At 71.0% G+C, this 14,968-nt stretch carries 10 protein-coding genes; 3 read left to right on the top strand and 7 right to left on the bottom strand.

Annotated elements, in window-relative coordinates:
* Positions 1–4: 4 nt before the first annotated feature.
* Positions 5–1,315: an urea ABC transporter substrate-binding protein gene (gene urtA / locus ACE3SG_RS00195; protein ID WP_374561811.1), complete on the bottom strand. Its 1,311-nt coding sequence runs from the start codon at positions 1,313–1,315 to the stop codon at positions 5–7.
* Positions 1,316–1,608: 293 nt separating this feature from the next.
* On the opposite strand from urtA, the gene ACE3SG_RS00190 reads away from it, so the two are divergent.
* Positions 1,609–2,520, top strand: a complete 912-nt coding sequence (locus ACE3SG_RS00190; RefSeq protein ID WP_374561809.1) for a response regulator — start codon at positions 1,609–1,611, stop codon at positions 2,518–2,520.
* 19 nt (positions 2,521–2,539) lie between these two features.
* Positions 2,540–3,502: a hypothetical protein gene (locus tag ACE3SG_RS00185; protein WP_374561808.1), complete on the top strand. Its 963-nt coding sequence runs from the start codon at positions 2,540–2,542 to the stop codon at positions 3,500–3,502.
* Positions 3,503–3,530: 28 nt separating this feature from the next.
* On the opposite strand, the gene ACE3SG_RS00180 is transcribed toward ACE3SG_RS00185, so the two are convergent.
* Complete coding sequence (locus ACE3SG_RS00180) at positions 3,531–3,947, bottom strand: hypothetical protein (protein WP_374561806.1); 417 nt, start codon at positions 3,945–3,947, stop codon at positions 3,531–3,533.
* Positions 3,948–4,095: 148 nt separating this feature from the next.
* On the opposite strand from ACE3SG_RS00180, the gene ACE3SG_RS00175 reads away from it, so the two are divergent.
* Positions 4,096–5,076, top strand: coding sequence for an NAD-dependent epimerase/dehydratase family protein (locus tag ACE3SG_RS00175; RefSeq protein ID WP_374561804.1), 981 nt, complete (start codon positions 4,096–4,098; stop codon positions 5,074–5,076).
* A 7-nt stretch (positions 5,077–5,083) separates the two neighbouring features.
* On the opposite strand, the gene ACE3SG_RS00170 is transcribed toward ACE3SG_RS00175, so the two are convergent.
* The 5 genes from ACE3SG_RS00170 to ACE3SG_RS00150 form a co-directional block, all read right to left on the bottom strand.
* Positions 5,084–6,523 (bottom strand): NAD-dependent succinate-semialdehyde dehydrogenase, encoded by a 1,440-nt coding sequence (locus ACE3SG_RS00170; RefSeq protein ID WP_374561802.1) that lies wholly within the window; start codon positions 6,521–6,523, stop codon positions 5,084–5,086.
* A gap of 105 nt (positions 6,524–6,628) precedes the next feature.
* Positions 6,629–7,564: a LysR family transcriptional regulator gene (locus ACE3SG_RS00165; RefSeq protein ID WP_374561800.1), complete on the bottom strand. Its 936-nt coding sequence runs from the start codon at positions 7,562–7,564 to the stop codon at positions 6,629–6,631.
* 21 nt (positions 7,565–7,585) lie between these two features.
* On the bottom strand, positions 7,586–8,530 hold the full coding sequence (locus tag ACE3SG_RS00160) for a response regulator (RefSeq protein WP_374561799.1): 945 nt from the start codon (positions 8,528–8,530) through the stop codon (positions 7,586–7,588).
* Entirely contained in the window at positions 8,517–12,098 is a 3,582-nt protein-coding gene (locus tag ACE3SG_RS00155) for an ATP-binding protein (protein WP_374561798.1), read from the bottom strand. Before ACE3SG_RS00155 ends, ACE3SG_RS00160 begins: the two co-directional genes overlap by 14 nt.
* Before the next feature lie 161 nt (positions 12,099–12,259).
* On the bottom strand, positions 12,260–14,914 hold the full coding sequence (locus ACE3SG_RS00150) for a PAS domain-containing protein (protein WP_374561795.1): 2,655 nt from the start codon (positions 14,912–14,914) through the stop codon (positions 12,260–12,262).
* Positions 14,915–14,968: the final 54 nt, after the last annotated feature.

Genomic DNA, 14,968 nt, shown 5'->3' with positions numbered 1-14,968 from the left:
GTGCTCAGCTCTTCTTTTCGGGCGTGTTTTTCTTGCCCTTGTTCTCGGGGATGTAGTCGCTCCACGGGTCGGCCTGCACCGGGCCCGGCGTCTTCCACACCACGTTGAACTGGCCATCGGCCTTGACCTCGCCGATGAACACCGGCTTCCACAGGTGGTGGTTCTCCTTGTCCATCGTGCTGACGAAGCCGCCCGGCGCCTTGAAGGTCTCGCCGGCCATCGCGGCGATCACCTTGTCGGTGTCGGTCGACTTGGCCTTGGCCACCGCATCGGCCCACATGTGCACGCCGATGTAGGTGGCCTCCATCGGGTCGTTGGTCAGCGGCTTGTCCTTGTGGCCGGCCACGCCCTTGGCCTTGGCGTAGTCGCTCCACTTCTTGACGAATTCGGTGTTGGCCGGGCTCTTGATCGACATGAAGTAGTTCCACGCCGCGAGGTGGCCGACCAGCGGCTTGGTGTCGACGCCACGCAGCTCTTCTTCGCCGACCGAGAAGGCCACCACCGGCACGTCGGTCGCCTTCAGGCCCTGGTTGCCCAGCTCCTTGTAGAACGGCACGTTGGAGTCGCCGTTGATGGTGGAGACGACCGCGGTCTTCTTGCCCTCGGCCGAGAACTTCTTGATCTTGGCGATGATGCTCTGGTAGTCGGCATGGCCGAAGGGCGTGTACTCCTCCATGATGTCGGCGTCGGCCACGCCCTTGCTGTGCAGGAAGGCGCGCAGGATCTTGTTGGTCGTGCGCGGGTAGACGTAGTCGGTGCCCAGCAGCACGAAGCGCTTGGCGCCGCCGCCGTCCTTGCTCATCAGGTACTCGACCGCCGGGATCGCCTGCTGGTTCGGCGCGGCACCGGTGTAGAACACGTTCTTGCTCAGCTCTTCGCCCTCGTACTGCACGGGGTAGAACAGCAGCGAGTTGGTCTCTTCGAACACCGGCAGCACCGACTTGCGGCTCACGCTGGTCCAGCAGCCGAAGACCACCGCCACCTTGTCCTGCGTGATCAGCTGCTTGGCCTTCTCGGCGAACAGCGGCCAGTTCGACGCCGGGTCCACCACCACCGGCTCGAGCTTCTTGCCGAGCACGCCACCCTTGGCGTTGATCTCGTCGATCGCCATCAGCACGGTGTCTTTCAGCACCGTTTCCGAGATGGCCATGGTGCCGGACAGGCTGTGCAGCACGCCGACCTTGATGGTGTCGGCGGCCTGGGCCGAAAGCGACACCAGCGGCAGGCCGGTGGCGGCCACGACCGCCAGCGCCACGGCGCTGACCTGGCGGGCAAAGAGACGACGGGGGCTCGAAGGCGTGCGGGACGTGCTCATGACTGCGGGGCTCCTGCGGGGTTGAACAGAGACGCCCTGCAGGGTAGGCAGCCGGCCGCCGGCGCGAAATACGCCGGATGGCGTACAGCGCCCTGAACTTGTCCGCCAACAAGTGCGCAGCACGCCGCCCTGTGAACGCTGCCGGCCGCCCCATCGCCATGCGATCCTCAAGCTGGCGCCCGGCCCTGCCGATACCGCGACAGGGCCTGGTTGTGGAGGGCCTCTTCCGAAATGCAAAAAATGTCACGCTGCTGTTCGTATCCCCGCCGCGCTGGCAAGCTGGAGGCTCTTGCGTGAGCACGCTCGCCAGTCCCGTCGGGACCCGCCGCGTGCTCGTGGTCGACGACAGCCGGGCGATGCAGGCCATCATCCGTCGCGTGCTCGAAAGCCAGGCGCTCGGCCGCACCGAGGTGGAGACCGTGGCCTCCGGCGAGGCCGCGCTCGACGCGCTGGAGCGGGGTTTGCCGAACCTGATCGTGTCCGACTGGCACATGCCGGGCATGAGCGGCATCGAGCTGCTGCAGACCGTGCGCCAGCTGGGCCACAGCGACCTGGCGGTCGGCTTCGTCACGACCGAGACCACGCCCTCGCTGCTGCAGCAGGCGCTGACCAACGGCGCGGCCTTCATCGTCCACAAGCCTTTTCACGACCACGAGCTGCTCGCCGCGGTGGGCAATGTGCTGAGCCGCCCGGCCGTGGCCGAGCCTGGCGCCGTGTCGCCCGAGCCGGTGCAAGGCGTGCGCGCGCTGCGCCGCTTCATCCAGGCCTGGATGCCGGGCGTGCCCTTCCGCGTGATCGAAGGCGAGAAGTTCGACAGCACCCACCTGACCTCGCAGAACCTGCTGGCGGTGTATTCGCCCGAAGAGGGTGGCAACCTGTGCGCGCTGGCCGCGGCCAACCTGCCGGCGCTGTGCATGCTGGGCGGCAGCGCGATCCAGGCCGACCCGAAAGACATCCGCCGCGCGATCCAGGACGGCACGCCGAGCCAGGAGATGATCGACAGCGGCATCGCGTTCTTCCGCGACATGACCCCGCTGCTGCTCAGCCAGATCGGCGTGTCCGACGCCCGCTTCAAGGGCGCCAACCTGGTCGCCCGCGACTTCGCGAAGCTGCGCGCCGCGGTCGACAGCTCGGTCGCCCGCGCCGACTACCGGCTGTCGGTGCCCGGCTACGGCGACGGCCGCCTGGTCTTCATCAGGGCATGATCGCCGAAGGCCCGCGACCATGAACCTGATGGACTTCGGCATCGCGGCGGTGATCGCCTGCAACCTGCTGTTCGTGGCGCTGTGCACCTACATGGCCTACCGCATGATGGTCCACATGCGCGACAGCCAGGCCGATCTGTCCGCGTTTGCGAACAGCCTGAAGGCCCACGCGAGCCGGTTGAACCGCACCGCCGACAACACGCTGGAGGTGTTTGCCGACACCAAGCGCGAGCTGGCCAAACTGATCGAAACGGCGCGTGGCGGTTTGGGTGGCGGGCGCGCGCAGCCCGGCGCCAACGGCCGCCCCGGCGACCCCTACCAACAGTGGGCGCAACGCGACCCGAAGGCGCTGAACCGGCTGATCGACCAGCAGGGCAACATCCTGGACGAGGTCTCCAGGGTCGACGCCAAGCAGTTCGAGGAATGGCGCCGCGCCAAGCAGGTCGAGCTCGACCGCCTGCTGCAGCAGAAGCAGCATGTGCAGCAAGAGTTCCAGCGCCTGCGCCAAGCCCACGATGAAGCCGTGCACAAGCTGCGTGAGCACGAGCTGCGCAGTCGCCAATACCAGAAGGCCACCGCCGAGGCCGGCACGCTGCGTGGCGAGCTGGGCGAGATGCGCCTGCAGCTGCAGCAGGCCCAGGCCCGTGCCCATGCGGCCGAGCAGCTGGCCGAGGCCTCGCACGCGGCCAGTGCCGGCCTCGGCGCCGACACCATCACCACGCCGTCACCGCGGGTGAAGGAGCTGGCCGCGCAACTGGCCGAGGCCGAGGCCGACCGCCAGCGCCTGCGCCGCCAGCTCGAACTGATCCAGGACAACCTCAAGCGCACGCTGACCGAGAAAGAGTTCATCGAAGACCGCTTCCTGCAGCTCGATGCAGATCGGCAAGAAGCCGCCGCGCCGGCGGCACCGGCTGAAGCGACCGAAGCGACCGAAGCGACCGAAGCGGCAGAAGACTCGACGATGGTGGTGCTGCCGGTCTGAGCCTGCGGCCGCCATCGGCCCCAGGCGATCAACCGCCCGGCGCAGCGCTGGCCGCCGGCGCGTGAACACAGGCGGCCCGCTGGGCCGGCGCCGACAAGGCCTTGCAGCGCGCGACCTGGTCGTTGACCTTGCTGCCCACCGGTGCGGCCGCGGCGCCCGCCGCCGCGCTGGCGGCCGGCTCGGGCGGTGCCAGTGGCGCCTTTCTGCCCAACGGGATCACCACCTGCGGTGCGATCGGGCGTTCGGGTTGCGAGCCGTCGGGGAACTGCGCGCTGCTGCGCAACTCCTCGGGTGTCAAGGCGCGGCGGGGCGGTTTGGCCGGCGACGGCGCCGACGCGCCGGACGCCGCCGGCGCGGCCGGTGGCAGCGGCACGCTGGCCTGAACCGGCGCGTCGATCAACACCCCCACCAGGGCGATCAACTCAAGCAGACTGGGGCGCTTCATGGTGCCTCCTTCGTGTGCGGCTGGCATCGCTGCAGACTGCGCCCGACTGCAGCGGGGCGATGTAGGAAGACCCGCCATTTGCCCATCGGCGGCGACCGCGCGCCGGTACGCCGTCATCAGCCGCCGGCCGCTGTGCCACGATGCGGCCATGCCACATCCCTCTGCCTCTTTGAACCTGCTCGTGCTGGGCGGCACGGTCTTCCTCGGCCGCCATGTCGTTGACTCTGCGCTGGCGGCAGGGCACCGCGTGACGGTGTTCAACCGCGGCCGGCGCAGCATCGACTGGCCCGGCCCGGTGCGGGCGCTGGTGGGCGACCGCGACGGCGACACCTCGGCGCTGCGCGGCCAGGCCTTCGATGCGGTGATCGACTGCAGCGGCTACCGGCCGGCGCAGATCACGTCGGTGGCCCAGGCGCTGGGGCCCGCGCTGCCGTTCTGGGTCTTCGTGTCGACGATCTCGGTCGTGGCCCGCTTTCCGCCCGGCCTGCCGCACGACGAGCACACGCCCGTCACCACCGACACCCAGGGCTACGGCGGCGAGAAGGCCCGCGCCGAAGAGACGCTGCTGTCACTGTGCGATGGCCGCGCGGCGGTGGTTCGGCCCGGCCTGATCGTCGGCCCGCACGACCCCACCGGCCGCTTCGGCTATTGGCCGTGGCGCATCGCCCAAGGCGGCGCCGTGCTGGCGCCGGGGCGGCCCGAGCGGCCGGTGCAGGTGATCGACGCGCGTGACCTCGCGGCCTGGTGCGTGCAGCTGGCGCAAACGCAGGTGGCCGGCACCTTCAATGCCGTGGGCCCGTCGATGCCGATGCACAGCGTGCTCGACGCGTGCCGCGACGCCAGCGGCTCCGACGCCCGCTTCGTCTGGCGCTCGGACGCCGAGCTGCTGGCCGCCAACGTGGCACCGTGGACCGGAATGCCGCTGTGGATCCCGGAAGACGACGCGGACTTCGGCGGCATGCTGCTGGCGCGCCATGACCGGGCCATCGCCGCCGGGCTGCGCTGCCGCCCGATCGCCGACACGGTGGCCGACACCTTGGCGGCCCTGCGCGCCAGCCCGCAGCCGGTCGTCTTTGCGAACGTGATCTCGCCCGAACGCGAAGCGCAGCTGATCGGCGGCGGCCCGTAGCGCAGGCTCAGGTCGCCTCGTGGATCGTCTTCGTCACGAGGCAGGCCTCCAGGCCCTCGGGGCCGTCTTCTGCGCCATGGCCGCTGTGCTTGATGCCGCCGAAGGGCGTGTCGTGCCCGGCGATCACCGTCGTGTTGATGCCCACCATGCCGCTCTCGATCGCGGCGCTGGCCTGCATCGCCGTCTTTTGTGAGCGCGTGAAGACATAACCCGCCAGCCCGTAGGGCAGGCGGTTGGCCTGCGCGATGGCCTCTTCCGGCTCGTCGAACGGGGCCATCAACGCGACCGGGCCGAAGGGCTCTTCGTTCATCGCCCGCGCCGTTTCCGGCACGCCGGCCAGCACGGTCGGCAGGTAGTAAAAGCCGGCCCTGTCGGCCATGCGGCGCCCGCCCAGCAACAGCTCGGCGCCCTGCTCGCGCGCACCACCGACCAGCGCGTCGATCGCGGCGGGCCGGCGGGCATGGGCCAGCGGGCCCATCTGCACACCGTCGAACAACCCGTCGCCGACGACCACCTCGGCGGCATGCCGCACGAAAGCGCAAACGAAGCGGTCATAGACGCGACGCTGCACATAGAAGCGGGTCGGCGAGATGCAGACCTGGCCGGCGTTGCGGTACTTCGAGCGCGCCAGCAGCGCCGCGGCGGCGTCGATGTCGGCGTCGTCGAACACCAGCACCGGCGCGTGGCCACCCATCTCCATCGTCGTGCGCAGCGCCTGGTCCGCCGCGAGCCGCATCAGCTGCTTGCCGACAGCGGTCGAGCCGGTGAACGACAGCTTGCGGATCACCGGCGACGCCAGCAGGTGGCGCGACACCTCGTCGGGCACGCCGAACACGATCTGCACCACGCCAGGCGGCAGGCCCGCGTCGACCAGCGCCTGCGCCACATGCAGCGCCGAGGCCGGTGTCTCCTCAGCCGGCTTCAGGATCACCGAGCAGCCCGCCGCCACCGCCGGCCCGATCTTGCGCGCCGGGTTGTGCAGCGGAAAGTTCCACGGCGCGAACGCCGCGACCGGCCCCACCGGCTGCTTGGTGACCAGCGAGCGCCGACCCACCGGCCGCACCAGCACGCGGCCATAGGTGCGCCGGCATTCTTCGGCGTAGAACTCGAACAAGCCGGCGCAGCCGAGCACCTCGGCCTGGGCATCGGCCAACGGCTTGCCCTGCTCCAGCGTGGCATGGCGGGCGATCAGCGGCGCCCGCGCACGCAGCAACGCGGCGGCGTCTTTCAACACGCGGGCACGTTCGTCGACCGGGCTGTCGCGCCAGCGGGCGAAGCCCCGGGCCGCGGCATCGAGCGCGCGGTCGAGGTCGGCGGCATCGGCCAGGGGCAGCTGGCCCAGCGCCTGGCCATGGGCCGGGCAGATCACCGGCGCCGTGCGGCGCGGGCCGGCGGCGAGCCATTCACCGTCGATCAACAGGTTCAGTTCGGGGGCGTAGTCGGTCATGCGCGCGGTCGGGTTTGGAAAGGCGCGGATGATCAGGCGCCGGGCCGAGCCTTGTCGAGAGGCCGGCGTGGCATCACGATCGCTGCAGGCGATCAGCCTGCGCGGTCACCGGCCGTGCGGGTCGGGCCGGCTGCGCGCGAACGAGGCCAGCATCGCGGCCAGCGTGCGCGCCTCGCGCGACAGCGGCCGAGCGGCCTTGTGCACGACCGCCACGGTGTAGCGCGGCGACGCCGGCTCGCGCAGCGGCAACGCGCCCACATGGCCCCGCGCGAGCGGGTGCTCGAGCACCGCACGCGGCAGGCGCGCCAGCGCGTCGGACTGCGCCAGCATCGCGATCGCGCCGAACAGCGAATCGGTCACCGCCGCCACCATGGGCCGCGCGAGCCCGCGGGCCACGAACAGCTCGTGGATGCTGGGGTCGTCGTGCGCCGGATGAGCCGGGTCGCCCACGACCACCCAGTCGCAGGCCACCAGGTCGGCCACCGCCACCGGCGCGCTGGCCAGCGGGTGCCCCAAACGCGCGGCCACGATCGACTCCGATTCGAACAGCGGCGCGACGACCAGGTCACCGTCTTCGAAGTTGGCCGGCAGCCGCGTGACGGCCAGTTCCAGCCGGTTCTCGCGCACCCCCGCCAGCAACGCGCTGGCGACGCCTTCGGTCAGCCGCACGGTGACCTTGGGCCACACACGGTGGAAATCGGCCAGCACGGCGGGCACGACATGCAGCGACGGTTCGACCGACACACCGAGCGCAATGTCTTGCGCACTCGGGCCCTGCGGTTGCGCGGCAGCGAGCAGCCAGGCCTCGGCGCGGTCGGCCTCTCGCAGCAGGGCCTGCGCACGCTGCAGGAACTCGGCGCCATCTGCCGACAGCGCAATGCCCTTGGCCGTGCGGTCGAGCAGGACCACGCCATGCTCCTGCTCCAGCCGCGCCACGCTCTTGGTCAGGCCGGCCTGCGCCACCCCCAGCGCACGCGCCGCCGAGCGGTAGCCGCCATGCGCGACGACCGCGACGAAATCCCGCAGCTGCTGCAATGTCATGCGGGCAGTATCGCGGCGCCGTCAGCGCTGCGTGCGACTCATCGCCAGGCTCGCTGCCGCGGTGCGGGTCTCGACGCCGAGCTTGGCGAAGACCCGTTCGAGGTGCTTCTTCACGGTGGCCGGGCTGGCACCGAGGATGTCGCCGATGTCGCGGTTGGTCTTGCCCTGAATCACCCAGTACAGCACCTCGGCCTCGCGCGTGGTCAGGCCAAAGGCTTGCACCCAGGCGGCCAGCATCGCCGCCTCGGAGGCTTCGCGCAGCACGACCAGCCACTGGCCCTCGCTCGGCGCGGCGTCTTCGAGGGGGTGCAGCGAGCAGGTCAGGCGGCCGGCGCCGCGGCTGAGCGTGATGGTCTGCGCCTCGGCACCGGCGCGCTGGCGGATCGCCTGGCGGCCGACCCAGGCCATCAGCTCGGGCGGGGCCTGGTGCTCGGGCAGGTCGCTGAAGTAACGCGACAGCAGCTCGCGCGCCAACGCGGTCTGCCAAATGCGGCGGCCGTCGCGCTCGCGCACGACCAGCGTCGCGTGGCCGAACGCGTCGAGCGCCTGGCGGGCCTGGCGCTGGCTGCGCGCATTGCTCAGGTGGGCGGCGATGCGCGCGAGCACCTCGCGCGGGCGGATCGGCTTGGTCACGTAGTCGGCGCCACCGGCGCCGAAGCCTTCGAGCACATGCTCGGTCTCGGTCAGGCCGGTCATGAAGATGATCGGCACCGCGGCCGTCGCCGGCTGTGCCTTCAGCCGGCGCGCGACCTCGAAACCATTCAAGCCCGGCATCACCGCGTCGAGCAGCACGATGTCGGGCGGCGCCTTCGCGGCCAGCGTGAGCGCGGCCTCGCCCGAGGTGGCCACCAGCACCGTGTAGCCCGACTCATCGAGCGCGTCGTGCAGCACGGCCAGGTTGTCGGGCACGTCGTCGACGATCAGCACGACGTTGCTGGCGTCGGTCAGCAGGTCAGGTGGGTTCATCGAGGGTCTGGCTCAGCAGCCGGTTCATCGCGTCCAGTTGGATCTCGCGCGCCATGGCGCGCAGCCGCGCCACGTAGCGCGCACAGGCGGGTTCGGCCGCTTCGATCTCGTCGAGCTTGTGGCCGATGCCGCGCAGGTAACCCAGCCCGACCAGCTCGCGCAAGGCGCGCAGGTGCTCGCCCGCCGGCACCGCGCCAGTGTCTTCCAAGGGCGGTGGCGCGGGCGCGGTGGCGTCGTCGAGCCAGTCAATCTCGAGGCGCCGGCCCAACCAGTCGAGCAGCGTGGGCAGGCGCACCGGCTTGACCAGGAAGTCGGCCGGCGGCAGGCCGACGTCGTTGTCCAGCCCCTGGTCGAAGGCGTTGGCCGAGACCACCGCGACCGGCACCTGCGCCAACGCCCCGTCGTCGCTGGCGCGCAGGCGGCGGATGGTTTCCCAGCCGTCGATGCCGGGCATCGCCAGGTCCATGAACACCGCATCGGGTTGCAGCGCCGCGGCGCGCAGCAGGCCGTCTTCGCCGTTGGCGGCGCCCTCGATCACGAAGCCCAGCGGCTGCAGCAGGTCGGCCAGCAGGCGGCGGTCGGCCTCTTCGTTGTCGACCACGAGGATGGTGCGGCGCGGCCCGGCGTAGCCGCTGCGGCGACGCGGTGCGAGCGGGTGCTCGGCCGACTCGGCACGCAGCTCGGGCAGGAACAGGCGCAGCGTGAAGGTGCTGCCGGCGCCGGGCATGCTGGCCACGCGCATCTCGCCGCCCATCAGGTCGGTCAGCATCTTGCTGATCGTCAGGCCCAGGCCCGTGCCACCGATCACCGCCCCGGCCGCGTTGCCGGCGGCCGAGCCGCGCGCGAAGGGCTCGAACACCCGCTCCAGCTCGTCGTCGCTCATGCCGGGTCCGGAGTCGATGATCTCGATCCGCGCCATCTCGCGCGCATGGCGCAGCCGAAAGCGCACCTGGCCTTGCGCGGTGAACTTGACCGCGTTGCCGAGCAGGTTGATCAGGATCTGGCGCAGGCGCTTTTCGTCGGCGCGCACCACGTCGGGCAGCGCGCCTTCGGGCTCGAACGAAAACGCGATGCCCTTGGACACCGCCTGCAGCTCGAACAGGCCGGCGATCTCTTCGATGCTTTCGCGAAAGCGCATCGGTTTCTGATCCAGCCGCAGCTTGCCGGCCTCGATGCGCGCCAGGTCGAGCGTGCCTTCGATCAGGCCGAGCAGGTGGTCGCCGCCGCGGCGGATCACGCTCACCGCGTGGCGCCGGTGGGCCGGCATCGCGGGGTCGTCTTCCAGCAACTGCGCGTAGCCCAGCATGCTGTTCAGCGGCGTGCGCAGCTCGTGGCTGACGGTCGTGATGTAGCGCGTCTTCGCGCGGTTGGCCGCATCGGCGCGGCGCTTGGCCTGTTGCAACGCGAGGTCGGTCTGGCGGTGCGAGTCGATCTCGCGCTGCAGGGCCTCGGTCTGGCGCAGGCTTTCTTCTTGCGCGACACGGCGGCTTTGCTGCGCCAGCACCAGCCACCAGGCCACGATGCCGGCCACCAGCAACAAGGCGGCGTAGGCCTTGAGAAAGCCGGCACGCAGCGCGGGCTCGAGCCAGCCGGCCACCTCGGTGCCGCGCAGCTGCATCGCGCGCAGCTCTTGCTGGTACAGCAGGCCGAACAGCGCCGCCAACAGCGGCACGATGCAGGCCATCAGCAGCAGGTACTGGCCCAGGCCCGAATCGACCTGTGGCTTGAAGCGCTGCGGCAGCAGGCGGTGCAGCAGCGTGGCCCAGCGCGACCAGACCTCGTCAATGAAACGCGGCACCGGTTTGCAGCGGTCGCCGCAGCGCGCGTCGAGCGTGCAGCACAGCGAGCAGATTGGCCCACCGTAGGCCGGGCAGCCGGCCATGTCGTCGGCTTCGTAGTGGCGGTCGCACACCACGCAAGAATGCAGGCCCCCAGGTCGGCCCGGGGCCGCCCCCCCATCGAGGGGGTCAACGCACCCAGCAGCGGCCCTTCGTTCGTCGAGCGGCTTCAGCCGCGCATAGGTGCCGGGCTCGTCCACCGGCCGCGCCAGGTAGTAGCGGCCTTTCGTGGCCCAGGCGATCAGTGGCGCTGCGACGAACGCGGTGACCAGCGCGATCATGGCCGAGAAGGCCTGTGCCAGCGGGCCGAAAGCGCCCAGGTGCGCGGCCACCGAGAGCAGCGAGGCCAGCGCCGTGGCGCCGACGCCGACCGGGTTCACGTCATGCAGATAGGCGCGGCGAAACTCGATGCCCGGTGGGCTCAGGCCCAGCGGCTTGTTGACCACCAGGTCGGCCACCACCGCCATGATCCAGCTGATCGCGATGTTGGCGAACAGGCCCAGCACGCCGCCGAGCGCCTGGAACACGTCCAGCTCCATCAGCATCAGCGCGATCAGCAGGTTGAACACCATCCACACCACGCGGCCGGGGTGGCTGTGGGTCAGGCGCGAGAAGAAGTTCGACCAGGCCAGTGAGCCGGCGTAGGCGTTGGTGACGTTGATCTTCAGCTGCGAGACGACGACGAACAGCGCGGTGACCGCCACCGCCCAGCCGTAGTGCGGCAGCAGCGGCTCCCAGGCCGCGAGGTACATCTGGTTCGGGTCGACCGCGCGGTCGGGCGAGACCATGTGCGTCAGCGCCAGGTAGGCCAGCAGCGCTCCGCCCAGCATCTTGGCCACGCCCAGCAGCACCCAGCCCGGCCCGCCGGCGATGACCGCGAACCACCAGCGCTTGCGGTTTGTGGCACCGCGCTCGGGCATGAAGCGCAGGTAGTCGACCTGCTCGCCCATCTGCGTGATCAACGCGATGCCCACCGTCAGCGCGGCGCCGAAGCCGGCCAGCGTGAAGCCCGCCGTGCCTTGCTCGCCGGCATAACCGGCCAACTGGGCGGGCAGGCCGGGGTTCAGCCACAGCACCGAGGCGTAGGGCACCAGCAGCAGCACCAGCCACAGCGGCTGCGTCCAGACCTGCAGCCGGCTGATCCAGGTGACGCCGTAGGTGACGAGCGGGATCACCGCCAGCGCGCACAGCAGGTAACCCCAGGCCGGCGGAATGTCGAACGCCAGCTCCAGCGCATAGGCCATCACGGCCGCCTCGAGCGCGAAGAAGATGAAGGTGAAGCTGGCGTAGATGAGCGACGTGAGCGTCGAGCCGAGGTAGCCGAAGCCGGCGCCGCGCGTCAGCAGGTCCATGTCGACGCCGTGGCGGGCGGCATAGACGCTGATCGGCCAGCCGGCCGCGAAGATGATCAGCCCGGTGGCCAGGATCGCCCAGAAGGCGTTGGCAAAGCCATAACGCACCAGCAACGTGGCACCCACCGCTTCGAGCACCAGGAACGACGCGGCGCCGAACGCGGTGTTGGCGACCCGCCATTCCGACCATTTGCGAAACGCCCGCGGCGTGAAGCGCAGTGCGTAGTCCTCGATCGTTTCGCTGGCCACCCAGGCGTTGTAGTCGCGCCGGATCTTGATCACCCGCTGCGGGCGCGCGGCGGCCCCGCGCACCGGCGCATCGGGCAACGCGTCGGGCAACGCGTCAGGCGGGGCGGTGGTGTCGAGCGCGGGCGGCATCCCCCGGGGCGTTTCAAGAACTGCACCAGCTTCAGCAGCCCCCACGCACCACGGCGGCTCATCGGCAGGCTGCCGCGCGCGTACCGGCCCCCGGCGATCACCAGACTCGTGCACCAGCGCACTGCCGCGGTGCCGCAATGTCGGCGGGGGCCCGGTGCCGGTCAGGCGTCCATGGTCGCGTTGGCGACCGCGTGGCCGCGGCCGGCGGCCTTGGCGCGGTACAGCATCGCATCGGCGCGCTCCAGCGCCTGGGTCCAGCCCCCGGCCGTCGCGGCGTCGCCCGGCCGCCAGCAGGCCACGCCGACGCTGGCACTGACCTGCAGCGTCCCCGCCGGCAGCTCGAACGGCAGCTCGGCCGCGGCCACCACCTTGTCGGCCACGATCATCGCGTTGGCTTCTTCGTGCAGGCCGTCGATCACCAGCACGAATTCGTCGCCGCCCAGCCGCGCGATCAGGTCGGTCGGCCGCACCAGCTGGCGCAGCCGCCGGGCGAACATCTGCAGCAGCTGGTCGCCCACCGCATGACCGTACAGGTCGTTGACCGGCTTGAAGCGGTCGAGGTCGATGTACAGCAGCGCCACCAACGCATCGGGCGCTTCGTCGGGCGCGCGCGCGGCCCGGTCGTCCAGCGCACGCTGGAAACCGGTGCGGTTGAGCACCTGGGTCAGCGGGTCGGTCTGCGCCAGGTCGCGCAGGCGGCGCTCTTCGGCCCGGGCGGCCGAGATGTCGGTGGTGACGGCCACGAAGCCCTCGACCTCGCCGGCCTCGTCGAACAGCGGGATGTAGTCGACCCGCACATGGCGGTGCTGCTCGCGCGACGGGTCGTCGCGCTCGAAGGTCAGGCGCTCGCCGGCCAGCACCCGCTCGATCCAGGGCCGGCGGATGGCGTATTCCTCGGCGCCCACCACTTCTTCGGCGGTGTGGCCCAGCAGCTGGTCGCGCGGGCGGCCGACCCACGCCTCGAAACCCTGGTTGACGAAGACGCAGCGCTGGGTCTTGTCGACCACCGCGATCGCCATCGGCACCACCTCGGTCAGCGAGCGCAGCACGGCTTCGCTGCGGTGCAGCGCCTGCTGGGCCGACTTCTGCGCGGTGATGTCGCGCAGGATCGCCGAGAACGCCTCGACGCGGCCGTGCCGGTCTTTGTGGGCCAGCAGCAGGTGGCTGACCAGCACCTCGCGGTGTTGCGCGTCCCATTGCACGGTCTCGCCGGCCCAGACGCCTTTGTCGACCGCGGTCGGCACGATCTCGACCGCATGGCGGGCGACCGTGGCCGGTGGGTTGAACGACAGCGCCGTCAGGTGCTTGATCGGCGCGTCGGGCGCCAGCCCCATCATGCGGCGCGCGGCCGGGTTGACGTAGAGCAGCCGGCCCTTGTGGTCGGTCTGCACGACGAAGTCGGTGGTCGCTTCGAAGATCGCGGCCTGGGTGCGCAGGGCCCGGTCGCCTTCGATGCGCTCGGTCACGTCGGCCACCGTGCCGACATGGCCTTGCACCCGGCCGTCGATGACGATCGGCGCGCTGCGCACCACGACGACGATCGTGCGGCCATCGGCACGCTGCAGGCGCCGCGTCACGTGCATGCCCACCGGCTCGGTGACGATGCGCCGCCAGGCCTGGCGGGCTTCGTCCTGGTCGTCCTTGGGCAGCATGCCGATCCAGCCTTCGGCGGCCTCGTCGCGGTCGGCGAAGCCGTGGATGCGCAGATAAGCGTCGTTGACGTAGCTGAGCCGGCCATCGAGCCCGGCGCGGAACAGGCCCAACGGCGAGGTGTCGCTGACCGCCGCCAGCTCGGCGCGCTGGGCCCGCAGCTCGTGCATCAACCCTTCGAACTCACGCGCCAGCTGGCCGCGCTCGTCGTTGGCCCGGGTGTCGATCGGCACCACCACGTCGGGCGTGCGGCGCTGCTCTCGCATCGAGCGCCACAGCGTCTCGAGCGGCCGCATCAGCCAGCCCAGGCCGGCGCTGACGGCCAGCACCGTGCCGATGCCGGTCAACAGCAGCGCCAGCAGCAGCGTGCGGCGGGCCCGCTGCAGCGGCCCGAACGCCTCGTGCGCCGGGATCACGATGCGCAGCTCCCACGGCACGTGGCGCAGGGTGCGGCGGGTGACGAAATCGCGCCCGGTGTCGAGGTCGTCCGGTGTCGCCAGGTTGGCGGCCGGCTTCATCAACAGCGCCGGGTCGGGGTGCATCACGTAGAGCGGCGACAGGTCGCGCGTCACGACCTCGTAGTGGCCGCTGGCGCCGACGTGGGCGTGGCCCAGGTCGCCCAGCGCGTTGTCGCTGAGCAGGTCCAGCCCGCCGGCGAGCGCGCCGATGAACCGGTGATTGGCATCGAACAGCGGCACCGCCATCAGCACCACCGGGTGCCCGTTCGAGCGCGACAGCACCGGCGCCGAGATCGTGGGCTGGCCGGTCACGCGCGCCTGGCGAAAGTAGTCGCGATCGCCAATGTTGACCGGCGCCGTGTTGGGCGGGTCGTTCAGCGCGACCATGCCGTCGTCGCCGACGATCGCCACGCCGTTGAACGGCGGGCGCAGCGCATTGGCCTCGAAGAAGCGGGCCTGCGCCGCCGGGCTGGTCAACACCGCGGCATCGACGCGCCGCGCCGCGCCGGCCAGCGCGGCCAGGCTGGCGGCGAGCTTGAAGTCGAGGTTGGCGGCCATCGCGCTGGCCAGCGTGTCCTGCTGGCTGCGCAGCAGCGCGACATGGTCCCGCGCCTGCTGGCGGTAGAGCCAGCCGCCGGCCAGCGAGACGGTGGCCAGCACCACCAGCGTGGTCACCAGCGCAGCCTTGGTCTTCAGCGTCAGGTTCATGCGGGTGCGCGCCGGGGCGCGGCGCTCGGGGTGCCGGCCAAGCATAGCCGGCAC

Origin of the sequence: Ideonella sp. (assembly GCF_041914305.1) — a bacterium.
Taxonomy (GTDB): Bacteria; Pseudomonadota; Gammaproteobacteria; order Burkholderiales; family Burkholderiaceae_C; genus Ideonella.
The sequence above is the reverse complement of the archived record's forward strand: the minus strand, read 5'-3'. Positions and strand labels throughout refer to the sequence as shown.

Coding starts and splice junctions, on each gene's coding strand:
- ACE3SG_RS00185 (WP_374561808.1), top strand. CDS start 2,540: ATGAACCTGATGGACTTCGGCATCGCGGCGGTGATCGCCTGCAACCTG.
- urtA (WP_374561811.1), bottom strand. CDS start 1,315: ATGAGCACGTCCCGCACGCCTTCGAGCCCCCGTCGTCTCTTTGCCCGC.
- ACE3SG_RS00175 (WP_374561804.1), top strand. CDS start 4,096: ATGCCACATCCCTCTGCCTCTTTGAACCTGCTCGTGCTGGGCGGCACG.
- ACE3SG_RS00180 (WP_374561806.1), bottom strand. CDS start 3,947: ATGAAGCGCCCCAGTCTGCTTGAGTTGATCGCCCTGGTGGGGGTGTTG.
- ACE3SG_RS00170 (WP_374561802.1), bottom strand. CDS start 6,523: ATGACCGACTACGCCCCCGAACTGAACCTGTTGATCGACGGTGAATGG.
- ACE3SG_RS00165 (WP_374561800.1), bottom strand. CDS start 7,564: ATGACATTGCAGCAGCTGCGGGATTTCGTCGCGGTCGTCGCGCATGGC.
- ACE3SG_RS00160 (WP_374561799.1), bottom strand. CDS start 8,530: ATGAACCCACCTGACCTGCTGACCGACGCCAGCAACGTCGTGCTGATC.
- ACE3SG_RS00155 (WP_374561798.1), bottom strand. CDS start 12,098: ATGCCGCCCGCGCTCGACACCACCGCCCCGCCTGACGCGTTGCCCGAC.
- ACE3SG_RS00150 (WP_374561795.1), bottom strand. CDS start 14,914: ATGAACCTGACGCTGAAGACCAAGGCTGCGCTGGTGACCACGCTGGTG.